19 protein-coding genes and 3 pseudogenes are annotated in these 24,679 nt (G+C 67.8%); 9 read left to right on the top strand and 13 right to left on the bottom strand.

Features of this window, described 5'->3' with window-relative positions; all coding sequences use genetic code 11:
* Positions 1-7: 7 nt before the first annotated feature.
* From ACFZDK_RS34515 to ACFZDK_RS34470, 10 genes and pseudogenes are all read right to left on the bottom strand, one after another.
* Positions 8-748 (bottom strand): LysR substrate-binding domain-containing protein, encoded by a 741-nt coding sequence (locus tag ACFZDK_RS34515; RefSeq protein WP_390977979.1) that lies wholly within the window; start codon positions 746-748, stop codon positions 8-10.
* 35 nt (positions 749-783) lie between these two features.
* A pseudogene (locus ACFZDK_RS34510) lies at positions 784-882 on the bottom strand (LysR family transcriptional regulator); the annotation flags it as partial.
* Positions 842-1,633: a hypothetical protein gene (locus tag ACFZDK_RS34505; protein WP_390978088.1), complete on the bottom strand. Its 792-nt coding sequence runs from the start codon at positions 1,631-1,633 to the stop codon at positions 842-844. The pseudogene ACFZDK_RS34510 and the gene ACFZDK_RS34505, both read right to left, overlap by 41 nt.
* A gap of 836 nt (positions 1,634-2,469) precedes the next feature.
* The gene (locus ACFZDK_RS34500) at positions 2,470-3,477 is read right to left on the bottom strand and encodes a TIM barrel protein (RefSeq protein WP_390977977.1); all 1,008 of its coding nucleotides are present in this window, start codon (positions 3,475-3,477) and stop codon (positions 2,470-2,472) included.
* A complete protein-coding gene (locus ACFZDK_RS34495) occupies positions 3,474-4,613 on the bottom strand; it encodes a Gfo/Idh/MocA family oxidoreductase (protein ID WP_390977975.1) in 1,140 nt (379 codons plus the stop codon). Before ACFZDK_RS34495 ends, ACFZDK_RS34500 begins: the two co-directional genes overlap by 4 nt.
* 144 nt (positions 4,614-4,757) lie before the next feature.
* Entirely contained in the window at positions 4,758-5,819 is a 1,062-nt protein-coding gene (gene iolC, locus ACFZDK_RS34490) for a 5-dehydro-2-deoxygluconokinase (protein WP_390977973.1), read from the bottom strand.
* Positions 5,816-6,775, bottom strand: a complete 960-nt coding sequence (locus ACFZDK_RS34485) for a hypothetical protein (RefSeq protein WP_390977971.1) — start codon at positions 6,773-6,775, stop codon at positions 5,816-5,818. The genes iolC and ACFZDK_RS34485 overlap by 4 nt, the downstream gene beginning before the upstream one ends.
* Positions 6,772-7,776 carry a cyclase family protein gene (locus ACFZDK_RS34480; protein ID WP_390977969.1) on the bottom strand — a complete coding sequence of 335 codons (1,005 nt, stop codon included), beginning with the start codon at positions 7,774-7,776 and terminating at the stop codon, positions 6,772-6,774. The genes ACFZDK_RS34485 and ACFZDK_RS34480 overlap by 4 nt, the downstream gene beginning before the upstream one ends.
* 110 nt (positions 7,777-7,886) lie before the next feature.
* Positions 7,887-8,810 (bottom strand): Gfo/Idh/MocA family oxidoreductase, encoded by a 924-nt coding sequence (locus ACFZDK_RS34475; RefSeq protein WP_390977967.1) that lies wholly within the window; start codon positions 8,808-8,810, stop codon positions 7,887-7,889.
* A 214-nt stretch (positions 8,811-9,024) separates the two neighbouring features.
* Positions 9,025-10,554: an amino acid permease gene (locus tag ACFZDK_RS34470; RefSeq protein ID WP_390977965.1), complete on the bottom strand. Its 1,530-nt coding sequence runs from the start codon at positions 10,552-10,554 to the stop codon at positions 9,025-9,027.
* Between the two features lie 490 nt (positions 10,555-11,044).
* On the opposite strand from ACFZDK_RS34470, the gene ACFZDK_RS34465 reads away from it, so the two are divergent.
* The 4 genes from ACFZDK_RS34465 to ACFZDK_RS34450 all read left to right on the top strand — a co-directional run bounded on the left by ACFZDK_RS34465 (position 11,045) and on the right by ACFZDK_RS34450 (position 17,001).
* Entirely contained in the window at positions 11,045-12,475 is a 1,431-nt protein-coding gene (locus ACFZDK_RS34465; RefSeq protein WP_390977963.1) for an FAD-dependent oxidoreductase, read from the top strand.
* A 55-nt stretch (positions 12,476-12,530) separates the two neighbouring features.
* The gene (locus ACFZDK_RS34460) at positions 12,531-14,189 is read left to right on the top strand and encodes a cytochrome P450 (RefSeq protein ID WP_390977961.1); all 1,659 of its coding nucleotides are present in this window, start codon (positions 12,531-12,533) and stop codon (positions 14,187-14,189) included.
* A gap of 219 nt (positions 14,190-14,408) precedes the next feature.
* Positions 14,409-15,917, top strand: a complete 1,509-nt coding sequence (locus ACFZDK_RS34455; protein ID WP_390977959.1) for an aldehyde dehydrogenase family protein — start codon at positions 14,409-14,411, stop codon at positions 15,915-15,917.
* A 373-nt stretch (positions 15,918-16,290) separates the two neighbouring features.
* The gene (locus ACFZDK_RS34450; RefSeq protein ID WP_390977957.1) at positions 16,291-17,001 is read left to right on the top strand and encodes a TetR family transcriptional regulator; all 711 of its coding nucleotides are present in this window, start codon (positions 16,291-16,293) and stop codon (positions 16,999-17,001) included.
* A 188-nt stretch (positions 17,002-17,189) separates the two neighbouring features.
* Here the strand turns inward: ACFZDK_RS34450 and ACFZDK_RS34445 are convergent, their stop codons facing one another.
* Positions 17,190-17,408: a transposase domain-containing protein gene (locus ACFZDK_RS34445; RefSeq protein ID WP_390978086.1), complete on the bottom strand. Its 219-nt coding sequence runs from the start codon at positions 17,406-17,408 to the stop codon at positions 17,190-17,192.
* A gap of 983 nt (positions 17,409-18,391) precedes the next feature.
* Between ACFZDK_RS34445 and ACFZDK_RS34440 the strand changes: the two are divergent.
* A pseudogene (locus ACFZDK_RS34440) lies at positions 18,392-19,229 on the top strand (hypothetical protein).
* Positions 19,196-20,383, top strand: coding sequence for an MFS transporter (locus ACFZDK_RS34435; protein ID WP_390977954.1), 1,188 nt, complete (start codon positions 19,196-19,198; stop codon positions 20,381-20,383). Before ACFZDK_RS34440 ends, ACFZDK_RS34435 begins: the two are co-directional and overlap by 34 nt.
* A gap of 150 nt (positions 20,384-20,533) precedes the next feature.
* Here the strand turns inward: ACFZDK_RS34435 and ACFZDK_RS34430 are convergent.
* Positions 20,534-20,840 (bottom strand): annotated as a pseudogene (locus ACFZDK_RS34430) (IS256 family transposase); the annotation flags it as partial.
* A gap of 162 nt (positions 20,841-21,002) precedes the next feature.
* Between ACFZDK_RS34430 and ACFZDK_RS34425 the strand changes: the two are divergent.
* Positions 21,003-21,146 carry a hypothetical protein gene (locus ACFZDK_RS34425; RefSeq protein WP_390978102.1) on the top strand — a complete coding sequence of 48 codons (144 nt, stop codon included), beginning with the start codon at positions 21,003-21,005 and terminating at the stop codon, positions 21,144-21,146.
* Positions 21,147-21,282: 136 nt separating this feature from the next.
* Here the strand turns inward: ACFZDK_RS34425 and ACFZDK_RS34420 are convergent, their stop codons facing one another.
* The gene (locus ACFZDK_RS34420; RefSeq protein ID WP_390977952.1) at positions 21,283-21,546 is read right to left on the bottom strand and encodes a hypothetical protein; all 264 of its coding nucleotides are present in this window, start codon (positions 21,544-21,546) and stop codon (positions 21,283-21,285) included.
* 285 nt (positions 21,547-21,831) lie between these two features.
* On the opposite strand from ACFZDK_RS34420, the gene ACFZDK_RS34415 reads away from it, so the two are divergent.
* Positions 21,832-22,566 carry a TnsA-like heteromeric transposase endonuclease subunit gene (locus ACFZDK_RS34415; RefSeq protein WP_390977950.1) on the top strand — a complete coding sequence of 245 codons (735 nt, stop codon included), beginning with the start codon at positions 21,832-21,834 and terminating at the stop codon, positions 22,564-22,566.
* Positions 22,563-24,665, top strand: coding sequence for an integrase (locus ACFZDK_RS34410; RefSeq protein ID WP_390977948.1), 2,103 nt, complete (start codon positions 22,563-22,565; stop codon positions 24,663-24,665). Before ACFZDK_RS34415 ends, ACFZDK_RS34410 begins: the two co-directional genes overlap by 4 nt.
* Positions 24,666-24,679 lie beyond the last annotated feature (14 nt).

Genomic DNA, 24,679 nt, shown 5'->3' with positions numbered 1-24,679 from the left:
GGAGACTTCACGCCCCCGGGGCGGTGGTGGTGGACAGCACGTTTCCCATCTCCTTCATCGTCCGCCTGAGTTGCTTCACCATGGCGGCGACCGCGGGGCGTCGCAGGGTGTCCTCGCGGGCGTCGAGCCGGTAGGCCATGTCGACCGTGACCTCTCCGGGAAGCAGCCTTACGACGTCACGGTGCGGGGCGATCATGAAGGTGGGCAGCAGCCCGATGCCGCCGCCGGCGCATGTGGCCTCGATGTGGGCGAAGACGTTGGTGGACGTCACCGCGTCGCGCATCTCGGGGAGAAAGCGGCCTCCCACGTCCAGGTCGTCGACCTGGAGCCTGGACGAGATGAAGTAGATCAGGCGGTGCCGAGCCAGATCGTCGAATCCCGTCGGCTTGCCGTGACGCGCCAGATAATCGGGGGTGGCGTACAGGCCGAGGACGTAGCCGCCGAGCCGGAGCGCGCGGGCCCGCAGCACGCGTGGCTCGCCGACGACGATCTCGATGTCCAGGCCATAGCGGTGCTGCGCGGCGCGCCGGGTCGCGGAGACGATTTCCACGCTGATTCCCGGGTGGTCCTGGTGCAGACGGGCCGCCGCAGGGGCGGCGACGAACGTGGTGAAGCCGTCGGGGCCGGCAGCCGGACGACATCCTCGATCTCCGCCCCGACCTCGGAGCCGGACTCCAACTTCTGCAGCACACCGTCGACTTGCTCCGCTGCCGCCAGCGCACGGCGGCCGAGGTCGGTGAGTTCCCATCCGGAAGCCGCGCGAACGAGGAGCTTGCCGCCGACCGCACGCTCCAGCGCGGCGATCCGCCGCGAGACGGTGACCTGGTTGACGCGCAGGGACTCAGCCGCCCTGCTGAAGCGGCCGCTGCGTGCGACCTCCAGGAGGACGAGGAGGTCGTCGGCGCTCGGACCCGGGGTCTGCATCTGCACATTTTTGCAGGGCGGTACTGCGAATCAAGCCCTTCACTGCGCATTGACTTGACTTTCCTGTCGATCGAGACTCTGTCGCACGCCACTCGTCGACACGATCCACCTCGCAAGACGTGTGTAAACGAGACGTGTGTTGTACCTCCGCGACCCCTGAACCTGGTGCGCCCGGGCCGACTCCGTCCTGCATCGCGGTCGCCTGCGTCAAGGAGACATGCGGCATCTCCTTGACGGCCCACGATCCTCCTGCCGGCTCCCACCAGTGCAAGGAAACCCGCACATGAATTCCGATACGTTCCAGCACACTTGGGACTCGGCCGTGCGTCGGCACACCAACTCCCTCTTCCTCGTCTTCCGTGCAGATTCGGGAGAGGCGGCCGAATGGACCTACGGGGGGTTCGACGCCGTAGTGGCCCGTGCACGACACCCGCAGCTGATCCGCGATCAGCAGTTGCACGCGCGAAAGCGTCCACCGCTCATCCGTCCAGCCCTGAGCCATCGCGCCTTCCAACAGGACCGGCTCGAGCGCGGCGAAGTCACGGTCGCCGACCTTCGGCCGCTTCGCCGGGCCCGACCTACAGAGCGCCCCTCTTCCGCCCTCCCGCCAGGACCGTCGCCACCGTTCCACCGACCGCGTACTGCCCCGGAGCCTTTTGGCTATCACCACGTTCTTCTCACCCTGAGCGAAGCCATCGGCGGCAAGCATGCGCACCCGCTCACGCGCGACCTGGCCCTGCGGAGTGAGACCACCACCCTGCGCATACCTCATGCCCACGAACTACCGCAGGGATCAAACGATGTCACTCCCCGACAACTCAACGGAAAGCCCAGTAACAAAGTGGCCCTGGAATGCGGGCAGTTGTGGGGCTGCTGACCGGCACATGGGGAAGGGGCAGCAGCCGCCGTGGATCGTGACGGTTGAGCTGTGGCCGCATCCTCCCGCAACAGCGTCTTCTACCAGCAGTTCCTGCAACTGGTCGAGGACACCCAAACTGACAGGTGAGATCTGGATCACCACCAACAACCTGCCCTCATCACAACAGACTGTCCACCCGGACCTGGTTGGAGGATCACCCCCGGATCCGTCACCCGTTCAACCCGCGCGGTGCGTGCTGGCTGAATCTGCAGGAAGGCTGGTGGCGGATCTCCCGCTAGACCGCCCTGGCCGGGCGGTCCTTTGCCAACCCCGACGACATCACCCAGACCGCCGTGGCCACCACACAACCCGCCCCTGGCTCTGGGGCCGGTCTGCCCCGTTCACTCGTGTCGGCGTACGCCCGAACGCGGCCAACGAGGTATAGAGATACGTCCCCACGCCGAAGAGAGGCTGGTGCGGGCCGGAGAGCCGGGGCCGCCCGATCTCTGAGGGTGCAGGACAGGGCGGCCCCGGCCCTGTGACGACCGCGCAGCTGGCCACGTTCGCGTGTACCTGACTGGGGAGAAACCCCGTCCCCGGACAACTCGCCGACTACGACGCCGATATGTGTACATCCATTGAGGAATCCAGCGCTCGTAGAACTCCGTCAGGTCTGACTCGGAGTCCTACGAGTCGGTGGCGAGGGTGCGGTTGAAGTAGTCGATACCTTCGCGGATTTGTCGCTGTGGGTCCGGGGACATGTCGATTTCTGCGACGCCCCAGCCCCGCCATCCCTGGTCGCGGAGGATCTGGGTCCACTTGGCCCAGTCGACGACGCCGTCGGGTCCCATGACGCGGAAGTACTTGATCATCACATCGTGCCGGGTCATGGGAGGGCCGCTGAGGGTGTGCGGGGGAAGGTGGCTGGCGCAGTCTTTCCAGTGCAGGACGGGGGCGCGGCCAGCGTGGCGCTGGACCACGGCGAGCGGGTCGCCGCCGTCGAGGGCGATGTGTCCGGCGTCGATGCAGAGCTTGACTCTGGCGGGGTCGGTCAGCGACATCAGAAGGTCGATGTCGTCCGTTCGGGACGCCAAGGAGTAGGCGTCGGTGTGGACGGCGACGTGCAGCCCTTCAGCGGCGGCGACTCGGCCGATGCGGTCGAGTTGTTCAGCGACGACACCCATGAGGTGTTCATCGACGGGGGCGTCGAACGCAGCCGCGGAGGCCTCGACGCCTGCGATGTCGGAGAAGGGGGCGCGGGGAATGGTGCTGGTCACCATGGTGGGGCAGCCAACCTCACGGAGGAACGCGGCGTGGCGAGCGGTGTCCTCTTCCAGTGCCCGGTTCGCGTCGGCCTGGGCCCGGGGGTCAGATGCGTCGATGGCGGCCTTGAGGAACACGGGCAAGACGTAGCTGGACGACATCTGCAGGTTGCGGCGGTCGAGTTCCCGCTTGAACGCGGCGGCTGTCCCGTAGGCGTTCAGGGCGTTGACCCAGCCGCCGGGGGCGGGTGCCAGCTCGATGCCAGCGAGCCCGACCTGGGCGGCTTCGTCGAGCATGCGGTCGAAGAAGCGGCGGGGATCGTTGTCGACCTCTCGCTCCCAGTCGTCGTAGGGGAGGTCGGCGGGCAGACCCCAATAGGGCGGGTCGAAGAAGGTGACCAGGTCGGTGGACCAGCGCAGGTCGAGGCTCATGCCTTCACCTCGTCGACGGTGACCCACTGGTGGCTGTCGGCGGACTGCATGACGGCGGTGATGACGCGCTGGGTGCGGGTGGCGTCCGCGAAGTCGGGTGAGCCGGACCGACCCTCGACGATGGCTTGCACGAACTTCTGCAACTGTAGGGCGTGGTCGTCGATGTAGCCCGATCCCATGCCAGCGATGGGCCACCAGACATCTTGGTGGTGCTCGTTGACGATAATGGTGCGAAAGCCCTGCTGCTCGGGGGGGTCGTTGACCAGGCTGAGCTGAACCTCGTCGGAACGGTTCCAGTCGAACTGGACAGTGCCACCGGTGCATTCCAGCTCGAAGAACATGCGGTTCTTACGACCGGAGGCGTACATGGTGGCCGCGAAGGAGCCGATGGCTCCGTTGTCGAAGGTGACCATCCACAGGGCGGCGTCGTCGAGGTGGCCTCCCTCGCGGCGGTCATTGTCGGAGAGCCAGCTGCTGTTCTCGACGGGATCCTTGGCCCCGAGGATGGCGTTGACCTGCTCGATGTCGCCGACCAGGTAGGAGGCCATGTCGATGATGTGGGAGCCGATGTCGCCGGTTACTCCGGATCCGCCGGCGCCCTTCTGGGCGCGCCAGCCGCTGATGACGCGGCCGAGGACGCCGCCGTCTTGGGTGTAGTGGGCGCGGAACTGCAGGGGATGACCGAGCGTGCCGTCCTCAAGCATCCGCTTGACGAAAGTGATGGCGGGCGCGTGCCGGTAGTTGAAGCTGACCTGGTTGACCACGGTGCCGGCCGCCGCGGCGACGGCCATGGCTTCGGCCTCTGCCAGGTCGTTGCTGATCGGCTTCTCGACAAGCACGTGCTTGCCGGCCTCGATCGCGGCGATGGCGATCTCGGCGTGCGAAGCGGGCGGAGTGACGATGTCGATGACGTCGATGTCGTCGCGGGCGATGACCTCTCGCCAGTCGGTGGACCACTCCTCCCAGCCGAGTCGCTCGGCGGCGGTCGCGGCGCGCTCGTCGTCGGCTTCGACGAGGACGACCTTGCGGATGCTGGCGCCGGGGTCAGCAGCGATGGGGGCCACCGCCCAGCCCAGGCTGTGCGCGAAGCCCATGAATCCAGCGCCGCCAACGATGGCGACCCGAATCTCGGTCATGACGGGTGCTCCTTCAGTGAATCTGCTCGAACGGTCAAGACTGTGGCGGGGAGCGGCTGCGGGGATGTTCCTGTGCCGCGCTGCCGGGGTGACTGGCCGAGGGACATGGATGGGTGTGCTGGCCGCGAGGCTCGGGTCGGGTGGCTATCCCGCGGCGGCCCGGCCGGCTGTGACGCTTCTCGATGTCCGGGCAGCGGCGACGAACTCGGTGAGGTCCGTCAGGGTGGGCATGGCCAGAGAGCACTCGCGGCGGGTGGCGACCAGTGCCCCGGCAGCGTTAGCCAGGTCGAGGGTCTCCTGTAGCGGGAGACCCCGCATGAGGGCGTGACACAGGGCGCCGCCGAAGGCGTCGCCGGCGCCGAGCCCGTTGACGACGTCGACGGGGATGGGAGCGGCGACGACTCGTTCGTCGCGGGTCCGGGCGAGGACTCCGCGGGGGCCCATTTTGACAATGGCCAGCTCGACGCCACGCTCAAGGAGCGCTTGGGCGGCTCGGTCGGGCTCGGTCTCGCCGATGGCGACACGGCATTCCTCGAGGTTGCCGACGGTGACGGTCACGTGGTCCAGGGCGGCGTCCATGGCGCAGTGGGCGTGATCCTCGCTGTCCCAGAACATGGATCGATAGTCCAGGTCGAGGATGGTGTTGGGCCGGCGTCCGCGGGCCTGCCAAGCCGCGTGGTGAGCACCGCGGGTGGGTTCGCGGGACAGACCTGTAGCGGTGGCCCAGAAAATAGGCGCCTGCTGGATCAGGTCCAGCGGGAGGTCGTCCTCGTCGACGTACATGTCGGGTGCGGTGGGCTTGCGCCAGATGTAGAGCGGGAAGTCATCGGGAGGGTGGATCTCGCAGAAGGTCAGCACTGACTGGGAGTCGGGCACGGGGGTGACCCAGGTGGTGTCGACCCCGAGTCGGCCGAGCTCGTCACGAGCGAACCTTCCGAACGGATCGTCACCGGTGCGGGTGACCAGGGTGGCGGTATCGCCAAGCTGTGCGATCGCGACGGCGACGTTGGCGGCGCTGCCGCCGATGGACTTGCTGAAGGTTCGCACCTGCTCCAGGCCGACGCCGACCTGCTCGGGGTACAGGTCGATGCAGATCCGTCCGACAACGAGAACGTCGGGGACGCCCGTCGGGCTTGGGTCGTGCGCACCGGCCACGCTTGCTTGTGCGGTGGCGGACCGTTTATTGGCGGGTGTGGCTGTGGTCATGAGACGGTGCCCCAGATGTGGTCGGTGAGGCCTTGCAGGTTGGTAGCGGCGTGGGACCGCAGGTACTCGTGAGGATCGGGCGAGGTGGCCGCGCCGCTCCATACCGCGCGTCCGGCGAGAAACCCGCTGGCTCCGCCTGCGGCTGATGCGGCGACTGCGGTCGCGAAGTCGTGGGCGGCGACGCCGGAGGACAGCACGACCCACGGGCAGGCGATCACATCGGTGATGGCCTCGGCGGTGGTGGTGGCCAGGCGCCGGTCGGCCGGTGAGCCGAAGACGACCTCGGTCTTGTAGAGGTCGGGCTGGGTGGGGGCGAGGTCGACTGCGGCGGCAATGAGGGCCTCGGCGAATCCGCCAGAGGTGGTGGCTCGACCGTCACGGGGTCGTACGACACCCTCGAGCACTCCCGGAAGCCCCAGGTCGCGGCAACGGGCCATGAAGGCGTGAGCGAGGTCGATGGCCTCGCTGCGGTGCTGCGGATGCCAAGGCAGGAGCAGCTTGAGGGCCTGGGCACCGAACTGGCTGACGGTCTCCGCGGTGACGGTGTCGTCGATGGCAGCGATGTCGACCGGTCCTCCCGCCTCGGAGGAGGACAGGATGTCGGCAGCGAGGATGACCGGGCACTGGGCTCGCTGTGCGGCCTCGAGGCCGTACTGCTGGTCGAGCAGGATGCCGCTGGCGGCTCCGCTGATGGCGTCCACGACGGCGGTCTTGAAGCCGGCCAGCGTCGCGTCGTCGACCTCGTCCAGCAGTTGGCCCTCGCGCAGCATGTGCCGGAGGGACTCGCGCTGGTCGACCGCGACCATGGTGAAGAAGCCGTGGGAGTCGCGGAAGACGTCGATCGCAGCGGCTGGGCCGCACTCGGCCATGCCACTCGTGGCGCCGACCATCTCGGCAGACGAGGTCGTGTGCGTGCCCGGAGGTGTGCTGGCAGGTGGGGTTGGGGAGGTGGTCATCGGATCACCAGCGGGTTCACTGGTGCTCCGCTGCCGCCGACGATTTTCAGGGGGGCGGCGGCGTAGAGGAAGGTCCAGCGCTGGTCGTCGGCGCAGGCGGTGGCCAGGTCGTCGAGTTGGCACAGCTCGGTGAAGGCGACTCCCAGGTTGCGCATCAGGGCGCAGTGCAGGGGCAGTTGGAGGCCGCCGGGGTAGAAGCTGAGCTCGTTGGCGATGGTGTCGGTGACCAGGTTGGGGATCTCCATGGTCTGGAACCACTTGACGAGTTCGGGAGTGTAGGCCAGTCCGGGCTCGTTCCAGTCGCGGTAGAAGTCCTCGCGGGCGGTGCGGTAGTAGGAGCCGATCCAGCCGGTGCGAATGATGAGGATGTCGCGCGGCTCGATGGTGGTTCCCTGCTGGTCGGCGGCAGCGAGCAGGTCGTCGAGCGAGATCTGCTCTCCGCTGTCGAGGACGTCTTTGCCACGGGCACGGGCGATGTCGATCAGGACACCGCGGCCGACCACGCCTCGTTCGCCGATGGGCAGGACCGAGGCACGGGCCAGGGCGCCGATGGTGGTGTCGGCCGGGTAGCCGTTCCACACCTGGTCGCCGTACCAGTAGTGCGCGAGTGCGTCGTACTGGGTGGATCCCTGGGTGAACATCTCGATCTTGTCGTCGGCCCAGTGATGCCCATCGGAGGGTTCGGGCTCCTCGCCGCGGGCGAAGAACCCCTCGTCCATGACCTGGGTACGCACTGCCGGGGTGCGGCCGGGCCATACGGGGTCGGACCGGTCCGGGTCACCGATGGGCACTTGGAGGGTGAACACCTCGCCGCTGCGCACTGCGCTGACCGCGCGAAGGATCTCGGCGGGGCCGAGGTAGTTCAGGCTCCCCACCTCGTCGTCGGGGCCCCATTTTCCCCAGTTCGATGGACTGTCCGGGCCCAGCAGTTGCTCGATGGTGGCTGCCGGGGAAGCTGCCGGGTTGTTGTCGGCCATGAGTTCTTTCTTTGTCGAAGTCATCGGCTGCCGGTAGGCCGTGGCGGCCAGGTCTGGCGGTGGTCGGATCCGGTTTCAGTCCGGGAGGCTGACGCCTCCTGCGAGGGCAGGAGTAGTGGGCTGACGGGCGTGGGTCACCCCTTGGCCGGCGGGTTCACCGGTGCGGTGGTCGTGGTGCTGTCCGGGTTGGTGACGGCGGCCTGCTCGAGCAGCCGCTGGATGTAGAGGGCTCGGTGGATGTCGATCTCGTGGGACTTCCCCGAGGCGACGACCTCGGCGAATTCGCGCCGGATCACGCCGGGCACGGCGGGATCGCCGTCCTTGCCGACGAACTCGCACTCAAGTTCGCCCTGCTCGGTGTAGACCTTGACCCCAGCAACGTCGCGGACGACCGGGCTGGTCAGGGACATGAAGGCCTGGCTGATGACACCGTTGGAGTGGGTTGCGGTAATGACGTACCAGCTCTGCGGGTCACCCTGTCCCTGGATGTCCACGATGGGACCGACGGCGGCGTCGAGGGTGTCCAGGACGTGGGGTCCCAGGTCGAGCAGGCCCCCCTTCTCCACCCGCCAGGGGGTGGCAAAGAATCCACCTGGGAGAGCGGCCTGGTTGACGTAGAAACCCACGGCACCGATCGGGGTCTGCTGGCCGGCCTGGTCGAGGAACTCGCGGATGCGAGGGCTGTATCGGTTGGTGAACATCACCTGAGTGGGCACCCCGGCGGCGTCGATCGCGGCGACGAGCTTCTCGGCCTGGGCCAGGTCGAGCCCGATGGGCTTCTCCAGCAGCAGCGGCTTGCCGGCGGCCGCGGCCTGGGGGGCGAGCTCGGCCTGCACGAAGGGCGGAACGGCGAACACGACGGCGTCGACGGCGTCGAGCAGGTCCTCGAAGGTGTTCGAGACCGTGGCCCCGAATTCGGCGGCGATCTCCTGGGCGGCCTCGGGGCGTCGCGCCCACACGGTGGTCAGCTCGGTCTCGGGACCGCCGGTGATCATCGGGGCGTGGAACACCTTGGCCCACGGCCCGGCACCAACCAGTCCGATCTTGACTCCGGTCATGACTGCTAACCCACTTTCTGTGCAGCTGTTGCTGGTGTGTCGGTTTGTTCGATGGGTGTCCCGCAGTGACGTGCAGGGTGTTGCGACCCGGTGCGTGCCCCGCCGCCAGTTGCGGGCCGGCGGCCGGCACTTGACCACGCTGATGCCTGACTACGCTGGACGGAGCGCTGACGGGGTGACGCCGCTGATGGCGGGGCACTGGGGCGGGTGTGGGTCAGGAGCCGCTGGTGGCCTCCAGCTTGGCCTCCATCTGGGCCTCGCCGGTGGGGTCGGTGGCGACGTTGTCTCCCTCGGCCCGACCGAGCATGGCGTACAGGTCGGGCCGGTTCCGCTTCATGTAGTAGGCGACACCGGAGCCCGCGGCCAGGAAGGCGATCAGCACCAGGAGCATCCAGAGGTTCTGGCCGGGTGCGCCGCCGACGAGAAGGTCGAAGCGGATGACCGCGAAGATCACGACCGCGGCCAAGAGCACGAAGGCGATGATCGGGGCGACGGTGACGCGCCAGGCGGTCTCGCCGGCCGGCCGGCCGGTGGCGGCGAAGTAGCGCCACACGGCCAGGCTGACCAGCGCCATCAGGACCAGCACGCCGGCGGTACCGATGCCACTTCCGGCGCCGATGACCTTGTTCTCGTCAGACACGAAGAGGGCCGCCAGGATGATGAGCAACCCGACGATGATCGAGTTGGCCAGAGAGGCCCGGTAGGGCGACTTGTGCTGGGGGTGGACGGCGGCGAGCCAGGTGGGCAGGGCGTGGTCGGCGCCCAGGTTCTGCAGGTAGCGGGCAACGACGTTGTGCGTGGACAGCACCGAGGCGAGGGCCGAGGTGGAGACCAGCAGGAGTGTGACGGTGGCCAGGTTGCTGCTGACGTAGACGGACATGGCGTGGTCGAACATGGTGGTGGGGTCGCTGACCGCTCGGCCGGCCGCACCGGAGCCGTAGGCGATGATCAGTGAGTAGGCGGACAGGGCGTAGAAGCCGCCGATCAGGAACACCGCCAGGTACGTGGCGCGGGGGATGGTCTTGCTGGGCCGGCGCACCTCGTCGCGGTACAAGGCGGTGGCCTCGAAGCCGATGAAGTTGCCGAAGGCGAACAGCAGAGCCAGGCCGGTTCCGCCGTTGAAGAAGTCCCCGGGGTTCAGTGGCTCGACCGACAGGCCGCTCTCGCCGCCCTTAGCCAGGACGAAGAGGTTGAAGACGCTGACGAGGACGACTTCGAAGACCATGACGGTGCCCAGCACCTTGGCCGACAGTTCGATCTTGAAGTGGCCGAGGATGCTGATGAGCACCCAGCAGCCGGCGGTACACGCCCACCAGGGGACGGAGGGGCCGCCGAGGTGGTCGATGGCGGCGGAGACCATGACGCCGGAGAAGGTGTAGATGCCGACGGTGATGAGCATGTACGAAACCGCAGCCAGGTAGGCCCCACCGACGCCGAGAACGCGGCCCAGCCCGAGGCTGATGTAGGCGTAGAAGGCACCCGGTCTGTGGATGTGACGGGTCATGGTCGTATAGCCGACCGCGAAGATGAAGAGGCTCACGGTCGCGACGACCCAGGCCAGGGGTGCCGAGTCACCGACGAAGCCGATCGCGAAGGCGATGTAGCCGGACACGGTGACGATGGGGGCGGAGAAGGCGAGGACGCTCAGGACCAGTGAGGTGGTCCCGAGGTTGCCGGACAGACGGGTCGAGGACTCGGTGACGCTGACGCCGGCAGAACCCGGACAGTTGGTTGCTTCGCTCACGGTGGCTCCCTCTGAGGGGCTGATCGGCAAGGTCACGGGAGATCGACGGAGATGTCGCGTCGCGCTTGCTCCAAGATGACTGGGGACCCTACCTAACGTTCGTCAGCATGGGAAGGGCCGTCTTGGAATTCCTGGCCCACCCCGCCAGCGAGCTCGATGACCTGCGGCTATATCGCCGCGACCGATCGCCGGGCATTGCGCGACGCCATAGGGGTCCGTTAATTGGCGGCCGACCACCGAGGCGATTTTCGCTATGTCAACGTCTAGACTTACTAACGGTCGTTAGGTATGTTCCCGGCATCCAATCTCGGGATCAGCCGAGACGCCGACGCCACACGGAGACGGTCAGATGACGCCCAACTCGTCCGGGAACACCGGTGGTTCCACCGGCTCTGTCGCCGCCCGGCCAGTTCGTGATGCGCGGCCTGCTCGTGATGTTCGGGCTCGACGCAATGTCCGGACGGGACTCGCGGACGCTGGCAACTCGGGGGTGACCGGAGAGGTCGCTGTCGTCGGCTGCGGACCGTCCGGCTGCTACACCGCGCTCGCCCTCCGGCGGTTGGCCCCAGAGGTGAAGATCACCGTCTTCGACGGTCGCCCCACCCCCTATGGCCTGGTCCGCTACGGCATAGCCGCAGACCACCAGGGCATGAAAGGCGTGAGTCGGCAGTTCGACCGGCTCTTCGCCTCCGAAGGCGTCGAGTTCGTCGGCAATACCGTCATCGGCCGCGACATCTCTCTCGCGACACTCGAGCAGGCCTTCGATGTCGTCGTCATCGCCACGGGACTCTCCGATGACCGGCCGCTGCAGGTGCCGACGCACCCGGAGGCGAAGGTCTACGGCGCCGGCCAGCTCCTCCGCTTCCTCAACGGCGACCCCGACAGCCGGATGCGCTCGCTCGGCGGCTCTCACGGGCCGCTGGGAACCGACCTCCTCGTGGTCGGCGCCGGCAACGTCGCCATCGACGTCGCCAGGCTGCTGTGCAAGACCGAAGAGGCGTTCGCCGGGACCGACATCGACGACGAGGCGTGGGCCAGCCTCGCGACCCACGACCTCCACCGGCTGATCCTGTTGGCCCGCGGACCCCACGAACGCGCCCGTTGGGACGCCTCGATGTTCACCGAGCTGTGCCGCCTGCCCGGCGTCGTGATCACGGTCGACGGTGAGGTCGTGGAACGCAGCCTGTCCCGCGGCGATGAAGCTGCCCCCGATGCCGGTTCCGAGGGCGAAGCGTCGGCCGTGCGTGATGCCATCCACATCGACATCCACTTCAACCGGTCCCCCACAGCGATCGAGTACGCCGACGGCCGAACCCTGGTCCGCGCCCGCCGGACCAGTGAGACCTCCACGACCACCCCCTCAGGCGAACCGGAGGAGTCCGGAAACTCGGGAGAGCGGGCCGGGGCGGGCGAGAAGGCCTACGTCGTCGACACCGTCGTGACGGCCATGGGTTTCGTCCGCCCGACCGTCGAGCAGAACCCGGTTGCGCATGCCGACCCCGAACGTCAGGTGTGGGCCGGTGGCGCTCACAGCGGTGCGTTGGGCAACCTGGCCGAGAACCGCACGCTGGCCAAGGCCGCCGCTGAGGAAGTGGTCGACCGGCTGCAGCGATCCTCCGGGCGGCCGGGCCTCAAAGGCATCCGTGACCTGCTGCCGCCGGACGCCGTCTCCTTCGAGGGCTGGAAAGCCATCGACCGTGCCGAGGTAGCGCGTGCGCGGCCCGACCGGCTGCGGTGGAAGTTCACCACCCGCGAGGAGATGGCCGACGTGGTGGAGACCCGCCGCGGGACCACCGCCCCCAGCCCGACCAACCTGACTGGCCCGACCGACCCTGTCACCCCTCAAGCCACTGATTCAGTCGAGGCCGACCGGGCGACCGACGCGACGCACGACGACGTGAGCGCGACGGACAGGCAGTAGTCGATCAGCAGACCAACACGAGACACGGCAACCCCGGAACCGAAGGAACACTCGCATGACACTCATCCATGTCTGGTACGGCACTGAGTCCGGCAATGCAGAGATGGTGGCCGACGAGATAGTCGAGACCCTCTCCAACGCCGGCATCGACACCCAGCTGACCGAGATGACCAAGCTGGAGGTTGGCGACGTCGCTGATGCCCAGATCGCGGTGGTCATCACCTCCACCTACGGGGAGGGCGGCCTGCCAGCCACCACCAAACCCCTCTACGACGCTCTCAGCGACGAGCGGCCGGACCTGAGCCACCTGCGCTTCGCCGCCTTCGGCCTGGGCGACAGCAGCTACGAGAACTACAACAACGCCATCAAGACCATGTCGCAGCTGCTGGTCGACCTCGGCGCCACCCAGATCGGCGTCACCGGACGCCATGACGCCGCGTCCGGGCTCGACCCCGCCCAGGCCGCCGCGGACTGGGCGGACAACGACGCTCTGCCCATCCTCATCCCCGCCACGGAAAGGACCACTGTGACGCCCACCACGATCGAGGACGACCTGTTCCCGTGGAGCGACAACGAGTTCCAGAACAACCCCCACCCCTGGTACGACCGGGCCCGCGAGCTCGGTCCGGTCCACCAGACCGACGAGCGCACCTTCGTGGTCCTCGGATACGAGGAGGCCATGCAGTTCGTCAAGGCCCCGGTGATGAGCATCCGCGAGCCCAGCTGGGTCGACGAGAACCCCTGGCTGGCCTTCGGGAACACCGTCCTCTCCCTGGACCCGCCCGAGCACACCAGGGCCCGCCGCCTCTTCTCGCGCTGGTTCACCCCCAAGCTGATCAAGCAGTGGGTGGAGGCCACCCGCGTCTCGTTGCAGGGGATCCTGGATGACTACCAGCCCGGCGAGGTCATCGACGCCCACTTCGATCTCGGGGTCCTGCCCACCCACACGACCATGGCCCAGGTCCTGGGCCTGCCCGACGGCGAGGTCGAGCCCCTGTTCTGGGCACTGTGGAACGCCATGCTGGTCCAGGCCACCGACCCCGGCGAGGGCATCCGGGAGAAATCCATCAAGAACCTGAAGTACATGTTCGACACCACCGAGGCCCTGCTCAAGGAGAAGGAGGCCAACCCCGGCAACGGCCTGGCCGACGAGTTGCTGGCCGCCAGCAAGCGGGGCGAGGTCACCCCGCGCGAGGTGCTGGAGAACATGGTGCTGTTCTACATGTCCGGCGCCCCCAACCCCGCCTATCTGGTCGGCGCCGGGTTCGAGCTGTTCGCCGAACGACCCGACATCATGCGCGACTACCGCGACAAGCCCGAGGCCCGCGAGCGCATCATCAACGAGCTCGCCAGGCTCCACCCCGTCGAACTGCTCCTGACGCGATTCCCGACCGAGGACGTCGAGATCGCCGGCACCATCATCCCAGCCGAGTCGATGATCAAGTTCCCCATCGGCGCCGTCAACCGGGACCCGGCCGTCTTCGACAACCCGCACGAGTTCGACTACGAGCGGCCCATGGAGACCAGCCGGAACCTGACCTTCGGTCTCGGAGCCCACAGCTGCGCGGGACAGCTGATCGCACGAGCCGAGGTCGACGTCATCCTCACCATGACCGCCGAGCGGTTCACCAAGGTCGAGCTGCTCCAGCCTCCGACCCGCGTGATCACCGACCGGCTAATCGCCTTCGAGAAGATGCCGGCCATTCTCACCTGACTTCGGCGAACCTCGGCCTCACACAGCTGGCTACGCACCAACCAACCCCGAGACCGACGGCGTCGGCCGGCCAGGGAGCCCACGACCCGCAGGCCGGCCGACGCCGAACCCTGCCACCGCCCAGCCTTACGGCGCCGTCGGGGCAAACGCGGCTCGCCTACCCACACCTCATTCCAACGTCCTCGCGACACCCCCCGATCTCACACAGAACGGACGTCGATGAACAGCAGAACTGCACCCAACGAGGCAGCGACCACGGCTCGGCTGCGGGAAACCGCGCTGAGTCAGGTCCCCGTCGGGCTCTTCATCAACGGCGAGTGGCGCAACGCCTCCGACGGCCGCACCATCGCAGTGGAAGACCCGGCAACCGGTCGCACCCTCACGGACGTCGCATCGGCGGCCATCGGTGACGGCGCCGCCGCCCTGGACGCCGCAGTCGCGGCCCAGACCGAGTGGGCGGCCACCCCGCCGCGACGGCGCGGAGAGATCCTGCGTGCGGCGTTCGAGCTGCTCACCGAGCGCTCCGACTACTTCGCCATGCTCATGACCCTGGAGATGGGCAAGCCGCTGGCCCAGGCCAAGGGCGAGGTGATCTACGGCGCGGAATTCTTCCGGTGGTTCTCCGAGGAGGCCGTGCGCATCGACGGGCGCTGGTCGACGGCGCCCGACGGCAAGACCCGGTTGTTGACCATGCGCCAGCCGGTCGGCCCGACGCTCATGATTACGCCCTGGAACTTCCCCCTGGCGATGGGCACCCGCAAGATCGGGCCCGCAATCGCCGCGGGCTGCACCATGGTGGTCAAGCCGGCCTCCCAGACGCCGCTGACCATGCTGGCCCTCGCCGACCTTCTCACCGAGGTCGGGGTCCCCGCCGGCGTCGTCAACGTCATTCCCACTGGTACCAGCGGCCAGGTCATGACCCCGCTGATCACAGACCCGCGCCTGCGGAAACTCACGTTTACCGGGTCCACCCCGGTCGGGAAGGCGCTGGTGAAGGAGTCAGCCGACCAGTTGCTGCGAGTCTCCATGGAGCTGGGCGGCAACGCACCGTTCCTGGTATTTGACGACGCCGATCTCGACGCTGCCGTCGACGGCGCGATGCTGGCCAAGATGCGCAACATGGGCGAGGCGTGCACCGCGGCCAACCGCTTCCTCGTCCACGAGTCCGTCGCCGACGAGTTCGGGCGGCGGTTGACCGCGCGCATGGAAGCCGAGGTCGTCGGCCCGGGGACCCATGAAGGAGTCACCGTCGGGCCCCTCATCGACGCCAAGCAGCAGAACAAAGTCACCGATCTGGTCAACGACGCCACCAGCCGCGGCGCCGACGTGCTCACCGGCGGCCAGCCGGGCAACGGCCCTGGCTACTTCTTCACCCCTACCGTCCTGGCCAACGTCCCCCAGGAAGCCAACGTCTTCCGCGAGGAGATCTTCGGGCCAGTCGCCCCGATCACCACCTTCTCCGACGACGACAAAGCCGTGCAGCTCGCCAACGACACCGAGTACGGTCTGGTCGCCTACGTCTTCACCGCCGGCCTGGAGCGGACGATCCGAGTCGCTGAGAGCCTGGAGTTCGGGATGGTCGGTATCAACCAAGGCATCGTGTCCAATCCCGCCGCGCCCTTCGGCGGTGTCAAGCAGTCCGGCTTCGGCCGCGAAGGCGGCCCCGAGGGCATCAATGAGTACGTGGAGACCAAGTACGTCGGCATCAACCTGCCTTCGAGCTCCTGACGGAAGACGCGGAGAGGCCAAAGGTCGAGGGCCTGCCATCGACACCCTGGACCCACGCGCAAGACCGGTCGTCGACCTTTGAAACAGCCGAACCTCGGGCTTCGACGAGCGGGCTTGCCAGCGGGGCCCATGAGGCAGCCGATGATCGAACTGACGAGTGTCGGGGGAGGAATCGCTGGATGACAGACGAACATCCAACACTACCCGGTGCGGACAACGGCAGCGACAGCATGCGTTCCATCCGGAGCTTGACCCGAACAGGCCTCCACTCCGGGCATGCGTCCAGGTAAAAGCCAGGGCGACGTCTGAGTCGTGAGCCGGGCGCGCTGCCGGTTGAACGGGCCAGCCGCCTGGCTCCCATAGACTCTCAACTGTGTCCAATCAGCGAGTGGGATCGGCGCCCTCCGCGCTGTCGGAGCTGCCCGTCGGCATACGTACGTCACACCGTCAGCAAGCCCTCGACGAATTCGTCCAGATAATCGGATCCGACAGCTGGACCGGCATGACCGCAGCTAAGCGGCGCGTCCTCGAAGCATTCCTGCAGCTGTGCATTCGCCACGGCATGGAGTCGGTCAGCATGCGGACGCTGGCCAAAGAACTCAACATCAAGGCACCGAGCATCTACTCTCACTTCCCCGAGGGTCGCGACGAGATCGTCGCGCAATCCCTGCGGTGGCACTTCCAACAGTTCGGACGAGCTCTCTGCGAGGCTGTCACTGAGGCAGAGGACGCGCCGGAGTTCTGGGACGCGATGGTGAGGCTTCACTTCACCCGCCAGATTCGGCTGCCCGAAAGCAACCTGTGGGACCTCTTGGTGGCCACCGACCGGATGGTACACATGCTGCCCACTGACCTCAGTGAGCAGGTGACGCACTGGGTCGATCTGTACGAAGCCCTCTTCAAAGCAGCGGCGCTCGACATGGGCTTTCCCGACGCCGAGCGACGCATCAAGGTCGTGATGACCGTACTGGAGGGGGCGACCCGTTGGTTCGACCCGGACAGTTCCGACGCTGAACTGGCTGCCGGCGCCGACCAAGCAGTCCTGATCTCCCACGAGCTTCTGAACCTGAGATCAGTGACCTAGAGGTCATCTCATGTGGTGAGTCTGCGGTAGCAGATCAGGGTGCAGGCGATACTGGTGACGGAGAGGAAGTGGTCGGCCTTGCGCTCGTAGCGGCGGTGCAGATGTCGGCGTCCGGCGAGCCATGCCGTACAACGCCCGCGGCGTCGACTGAGTCGCCAGCGACTTGGCCACCTGGGAGAACAGGGCCTTCAGCGGTCCCGGCCCAGCCTGTCCCGGGCCCGGGAAATCGCCGCCGTGTCGGTCACCTGCCATGAGCAGCGCTTCGCCCAGGCCAACCCTGCATGAGCAGCCGCGCCACCTTCTCGTATTCCTGCCCGGCGAACGGGCAGATACGCAAGCGACAAATAGACCACCACCCGCGCCCGCAGCTGCCGGTTGCACTGCCCGGACCTCCCGCACTCGGCCACCACCCACCCGACCAGCTCCGGCGGAAATGACCGTGCCAGTAGCCCATCCACGACTCTAGCGAACTAACGGACGTTAGGCTAAGTTGCTGGCTGCGAGATACAGCTCGCTAAGGCTCCTCAGAAGTGGCGACTCGGGCAGGTCTCTCACTGATGAGTCAGCCCGGTTCGAGGGTCGTCCGAAGACGACACCCCGGCGCCGATCGGTCAGGGTCCACGACGATCGGCAGTGAAGAACGGAGAAGACGATGATCAGCGTGAAGCGAGCCGGCGAGCCTCCGACCACGTGAACATGGCCGTACCGGACCTGGACCAGGCTGAACCCGCCGAAGCCACGCCCTGCCCCGCAGACCCGACGGCTGGCATCTGATCATCCACGTCGATGACATCCATGCCGCCGCCGAACTCGAGCAGGGTCCCGACGTCCAGTCGCTGTCCGGAGTCATCTCATAGGTGGGGCCGCCGCTGGACGGACTCCTGGGGACCTGCTTCCGCACTGACCGGGGGATTGGTCCTTGAGCTCGTCCAGTTGCGGCCCGGTTTGCCGTACAAGGCGAGTACCCACCGGCGGATGTCCGAGCCCCGCTGGGCAGCGGGCCCAGTCCTCTGCCCAACCCGCCGTCTCGCCACGCCCTCACCGGCTGCTACCCACCTACCGCCTGCCACTTCGGCTCACGAAGAGGGCCAGTTGGCTGCGGATCCTTGATCACCTGAGCGACGGGCCCGTGCCGCTGAGGTGACGCAGGGGCCGGCCCGCCCAGCGTGCAGTACTCACCAAGTTGCCTCCCGAGGACCACCCCATGACCTCTCCCCCTCCCCGGGCCGAGACCGACGGCCCCGCTTTCGCCGGACCGCAAGCAGCCGACCAGTCGACCCCAGCGACCGCTGTCGCGCCCCCCGCTCAGGCGCTGGCACGGTCGGGCGGAGGAGTAGCCACCAGCCCGGGCTGCTCGACCACCGTGCGGGTCGAGACGACGACCGCGCCGATGGCCATCGCCCGCCTGTCGCAGGCGGTAGCCGAGGCCAGTGGGGCGATCACCGCCCTTGACGTGGCCGAGTCCACCGAGGAGCGGTTAGTCGTCGACACCAGCTGCAACGCCGGGCGCAGCGCGGCGATCACCAAAGCGCCGGCCGCCCTACCGGACTGCACCGTGGTCGAGGTCTCCGACCGGACCTTCCCGATGCGCCTGGGAGGGAAGATCGAGGTGACGCCCAAGGTGCCGCTGCGGCACCGGGATGACCTGTCCCGCGAGTACACGCCGGGGGTAGCGCGGGTATGCCCGACCATCGCCGAGAACCCCGCCGACGTACGCCACCTGACCATCAAGCGCAATCGGAAAGAGGCGCCGGCCGACGCCGACGTGTTCATCGACGTCTCCGGGCCGAACCTGCTCGACGAGGCCGACGTCGCCGCCATGGCCCCGCGCGCGGTGGTGCTTGCGCTGGCCAACCCGGTGCCCGAGGTGCACCCCGTTGCCGCCCACCGGCACGCCGCGGTGGTGGCCACCGGCCGCAGCGACTACCCCAATGCCCACATCAGCGACACCATGCTGACCGCCGCGGCCAACGCCATCGCCATCGCCATCGCCATCGCAGGCACGGGTCGAGCCCAGCGAGCTCAACGCCAACTGCATCATCCCCAGCGTCTTCATCCCGACCGTCTCCCCCGCGGTCGCCGAGGCGGTCCGCCACGCGACCACCCTCAATGACGCGAGCGCCGAGAGCTTCCCCGCGGCGAGCGCCGAAAATCTCTGGCCGCCCGCCTCACTCCCTTCTCCAGAAAGAAGCCGATGCCGTCGTTGTCGCAGCAACGCGTCGCTCTGACGTCCAACTTCCTCACCCTGGGTTTCGTGCTCGGAGTGTGGGCCGTGTCAATCCCGTCGATCAAGGACAGGATGCCCCTCTCCTACGGGCAGGTAGGGCTGACGCTGCTGGTCCTCGGACTGAGCTCGCTCTCGGCCATGTCCGTCTCGGGACGACTGATGTCGCATTTCGGTGAACGTCGAATCCTGATCTGTGGAGGTGCGGCCTTCGGCCTGTCGGCTCTCGGACCGGCCGCTGCTGGCACCTGGCCTGAGCTGTTGGCGGCCGCTGTGGTCCTTGGCGCCTGCAGCGGCACCTTCGACGCCTCGCAGAACGCCCTGGCCGTGGCACTCGAACGCAAGATCGGCCGACCCGTCATCATCTCCTTCCACGCCTGGTTCTCAGCCGGGGGTCTGCTAGCGGCACTCCTGGGCAGCGTCGTGTCGCAGGCAGGTATCGATGTCAGGTGGCTGCTCGTCGGAACCGCGGCCGCAGCCGCCACCCTCAGCCTGTGCCTGGCCCCTTGGCTACCCGCTGCGCCCCGCCCCGCCCGCACCGAAGACGAACCCGCGGGGCAGCCGGCACTCAGGAACAGGCGAATCATCGTGCTGGGACTGGTCGCCTTCGCGCTGTTCACCGCCGAAGGGGCGGCCTACGACTGGTCCAACCTGTACCTGCGCAACGTCATCGGAGCCGCGCCCAACGTGGCCACCCTCGCCTTCGGGGCCTTCTCTGTCGGCATGATAATCGTGCGCGTCATCGCAGACCGGGTCGTCGCGCACGTCGGCCCCGACAAGTACTGCCGGGCCGCCACCATTCTGGCCGCAGCAGGACTCGGTCTGACCCTCCTGTGCAACAACGCACCCATGGCCATCCTGGGCTGGACCCTCGCGGGGCTCGGCATCGCGGGCACTGTGCCTCTCACGTTCTCCGTGGCCGGGAACGTAGATCCACGCCACTCTTCGACCTACGTCTCGAGGGTGGCGGCGTTCGGGTACTGCGGGCTTCTCGCAGGACCCTCTCTCATCGGATTCATCGCCCAGGTCACGACTCTCCGAATCGCCCTGATCGTCCCGGTCGTCTGCTGTCTCTTGGTCGCCGGGGCCGCCGGGATATTTAAGGCACGGCCCGCGCGTCCAACCGCCCGAAGACCGGCCTGGAGTGGTCGTCCGTAGCGTGCTGCAGGCGCCGGGGTGGGCTGTGAGAGCGGACAACCATCTTGCGCTGTCTGCTCTCGGGACGACGGTCCGCGGCCATCCGCGCCTGCTCCATCTGCTTCCTTGACTGCCCAGACGTAGAGCGCGCGCCATGAAGGTATTGGCCCGAGGGCGGTTCTGCCACTCGGCCATGTCCTTGAGGACCTTGTCGGTGATGGTGGAGATGATCTGCCGGGACACGTCGGCGCGGTAGACCTCCGCCACCGGCCCCACGTCGGTCAGCACCGTCTTGGAGCGTTTGCCATTGCGGGAGTTGCCGCCGTCCTTGCCCGCCGGATCGTGCTTGTCATGGCCGAGGTGATCGTGATTTCGGCCTCAAGGGCTGCTGCAGCAGCCCGCCCCCACCCGTCAACTGCAGGCCCTCAGACCGGGCACGGCTCGCCAGCTCGTCGATCAGCTGGTCTGCGAACTGCAGACACTCCTCGCCTCTGGGCCGGCGCCTGCCCCGCCTCGGCCACCCATCTGGGCATCTCAATGGCCGTTGACGCTCGGCGACTCGCGCAACAGCAAACAGATTCAGTACACGACAAATGAAGGGTGCGGAACACCGTCCGGCGCCGCTGCCGAACGAGGCAGGATGCACCAACGTCTTACGTCGATCCTGGAGACCACGGTGCTGCTGTACATGTCGGGCGGCCCGAACCCCGCCTACCTCATCGGTACCGGATTCAAGCTGTTCGCCGAACGACCGAACCTGATGGCCGAGTTCGACTACAGTTGACCGCCTGATTCGAGCCGGAACCTCTGCTTCATCGCCGAGCGGTCCTCGGTCGAGCTCGCCGGTGAGCTGCTGGAGGTCTGCACCGACGGTCTGGTCGCGTTCGACGAGCTGCCTGTCCGACTCTCCTGAGCCGGGCTCAGTCCTGAGCAAGAGTCGCGCGGGCATCTCCCGCGGAGCGCCGTACGGCGGTACCGGTCAGTTCCTTCACCATGTCTGCGGGTACCAGGAGGCCCGAGGTCTCGGAGAACCAGTGCCACTTCTCCGCATCGGTCAGCCCTTCGGGCTGTGCGGGCAGGTACGGCTGGACGTAGACGGGGGTACCCGGCTCGCTGCGCCAGCTGTCGGCAAGGGTTCCTATGTCGACAGCGTCGTAGCCCAGCACGTCCAACAGCTCGGCCACCTGTGATGTCCCGTCTCACGTGATCCCGTCTCTTTCTCATGGCGTCGTGTCGGATTCGCTACTGGTCTCAGCCTGTGGTGTCTGTACGGGCTGACGTGACGCGGCGAGTCTCACTGGATCGTGTTCGTCGGACCGGTTTGTCTCTGTGGTCCGTGTATGTGGGGCGGGTTCGTCTCATCTGGGTTTCGCCCGCCGGGGCGGTTTGAAGTGGTTTCTCTTGTCGCTCCGGCTGCTGTTGTGGCTCTCTCGTGTTCAGCAGTCGGACGGCGTCGAGGGGGTGTCACGGTGGTCTTGCTGGAGGGGCCAGATAGGTTCGAGGTTGAGTACGTCGACGCCGAGGGCGTACGCCGTCGGGTGAGGTTGGCGGAGTGCTGGGCGGAGGCGTTCGGGCGGCTGCCGCCGGTTCGTACGGTGCGGACCTATCCGGGGCAGAAGTCGGTGACGCGGCAGTACTGGGCCGCGACGACGCGGGGGCCGCTGCTGGTTGAGTCGCGCCTGGAACGGCACCACGCGATGCTGCTCGACTTCGATCCGCAGGTGACGGGGCTGGCCGCTCAGCCGTTCCGGCTGTTCTGGCCCACCCGCCGGGGCCGGCGCGGACACGTGCCGGACTTCTTCGCCCGCCGCGCGGATGGGGAGGGCTTGGTGGTCGACGTCCGGCCGGACGACCGCATCGAGCCGGATGACGCGGAGGCGTTCGAGGCGACCGCGCGAGCCTGTGACATGGCCGGATGGCGATTTATGCGGGTCGGGGCGGTGGATGCGGTGCTGCTGGCGAACGTGAAGTGGCTGGCGGGCTACCGCCACCCCCGTTACGACCGGCCGGAGCTACGGCAGGCCCTGCTGGAGGTGTTCGCCGCTCCTGCAGCGCTGTTCGCGGGGGCGGAGCGGGTCGGTGACCGGTTGGCGGTGCTGCCTGTTCTCTATCACTTGCTCTGGCGGCAGCTCCTCCATGTCGACCTGGACAACGGGGTGTTGGGTCCGCACAGCATGGTCAAAGTCGCGGAGACGGGTCGGTGAGCGTGGTCCGGCGGCCGCCCGTGGTGCGTCCCGGGGACCGGGTGCGGTTCGACGGCGCGGTGCACACGGTCGTGGGCATCAGCGGGATGCTGGTGCGGCTCGCGGACGAGTTGGGGCAGTCCAGCGCGATGCATCTGCCGACGCTGATGACCTCGCCGGGGTTCGAGGTGGTCGGCTCGGGGCCGGGCCGATTACTGCCGCCGGGCCTGCTGGACGGGCTGGAGCCCGGCCTGGCCGACAAGGCCCTGTGGTGGCACCGGCACATGACCGAGGTGCTGACCGGGCTGGCCCCCGATGCTCCGGCGGGCACGCTCTCGCGGCCCGAGTACGACCCGGCCTTGCGGTCGCTGGCGGATCGTGAGGAGGCCAAGGCCGCCGAGCTGTCTGCGGAGTTGGGGCACCCGGTGAGCCGTCACACGGTTCGGCGCCGCCGCCAGCGCTACCAGAAACGCGGGGTGCTGGGCATGGTGGACGGGCGCCATACCCCGCGCCGTCCGGCCTGGGGGCAGGTGGACCCCAGAGTCGTGGACGAGCTGCGGAAGCTGATGGACCAAGCCGTGGACGGCTCGACCCGCACCGTCAGCTACTACTTCACGCGGGTCGGCCAGGCGGTGAAGAAGCTGGACGGGCCGCCGGCCACGATGCCGTCGCGGGCGACGTTCTACCGCCTGTTCAACAGGCTGGAGACCGGTCGGCACACCACCGGTTCGGCCCGCACCCGCCGCTCGCTGGCCGCCCAGCCCGACGGGGCCTTCGACCAGGTCACGGTCTGCCGGCCGGGCGAGCTGATGGAGATCGACTCCACGCCGTTCGACGTGCTGGTGCGGCTGGACAATGGGGTGGTGGACCGCTGCGAGCTGGTCGGCATGGTCGACGTCGCCACCCGGTCGATCACGGCGGCGGTGCTGCGGCCGACCACGAAGTCGGTGGATGCCGCCCTGCTGCTGGCCCGCTCGGTCACCCCGGCATCGATGCGGCCGGGCTGGCCGGAGGCTTTGCGGATGGAGCACTCCGCGCTGCCCTACCAGCGGCTGCTGTCGGTGGACGAGCGGCTGCGGCACGCGGCCGCGGTGCCGCTGATCATCCCGGAGGCGATCGTCGTGGACGGCGGGAAGGCGTTCTTGTCGAAGAACTTCCACACCGCCTGCAACGCGTTCGGCACCGAAGTGATCCACGCGCCGCCCCGCACCCCGACCCACAAGCCCCACATCGAGCGAACTCTGGGCTCAGCAGCCTCGCTGTTCGCTCAGTTCGTCACCGGGTACACCGGCCGCTCGGCCGAGCACCGCGGCCGCAAGATCGAGGACGCGCCGCTGTGGTCGCTGCATCAACTCCAGGGACTTCTCGAAGAGTGGATCAGCTCGTGCTGGCAGACCAGGGCCCATGACGGTCTGCGCGACCCGCTCGCGCCCAGGCGGACGTTCTCGCCGAACGAGAAGTACGCGGCCCTGGTGGAGACGGCCGGCTACCTGCCTCTCGCGCTGAGTGCGGAGGACTACCTGGAGCTGCTGCCGACCCGCTGGCAGGCGGTCAACTCCTACGGCATCAAGGTCAACCACCGCATCTATGACAGCGACGAGCTGAACGGACTACGCCGGGTGAAGTCCGGGATCACCGAGCGGAAGGACCGCTGGGAAGTCCGCCACGACCCCTACGACATCCGACTCCTCTGGCTGCGCGACCACCACGAGGGTCGATGGATCACCGTCCCCTGGCGACTGCTGTCAACCACCGTCACCCCCTTCGGCGAACTCGCCTGGGACCACGAAGCGCGCAACCTGCGCGAGCAGGGCGGCCAGGTCACTGAGGACGCCGTCGCTGAGGCCGTCGGCGACCTGCTGGAACGGGCGGGCACCGGCCCCGAAGCGTCGGCCCCGGCCAAGCCGGCCCGCCGCGGCCGGGGCCGCGGGGCGAAGGTCGCAGCCCGCACCCGGGCGACCGCCCAACCCGCCTGGCCCCACCCCGGCCCTCCGGAGCCCGCGTCGGCGCGGGCGGCCGACGACGGCCCCGGAACGGATGAGGACGATGGCGAGCCGATCGCCGACGTCGTGCCGCTGAAGGTCTTTGACGCCCGTGAGGAGGCGAAGAAGTGGTGGTGAATTTCCCGGAGTTC

Origin of the sequence: Streptomyces sp. NPDC007901 (genome assembly GCF_042959465.1) — a bacterium.
GTDB lineage: Bacteria > Actinomycetota > Actinomycetes > Streptomycetales > Streptomycetaceae > Streptomyces.
The sequence above is the reverse complement of the archived record's forward strand: the minus strand, read 5'-3'. Positions and strand labels throughout refer to the sequence as shown.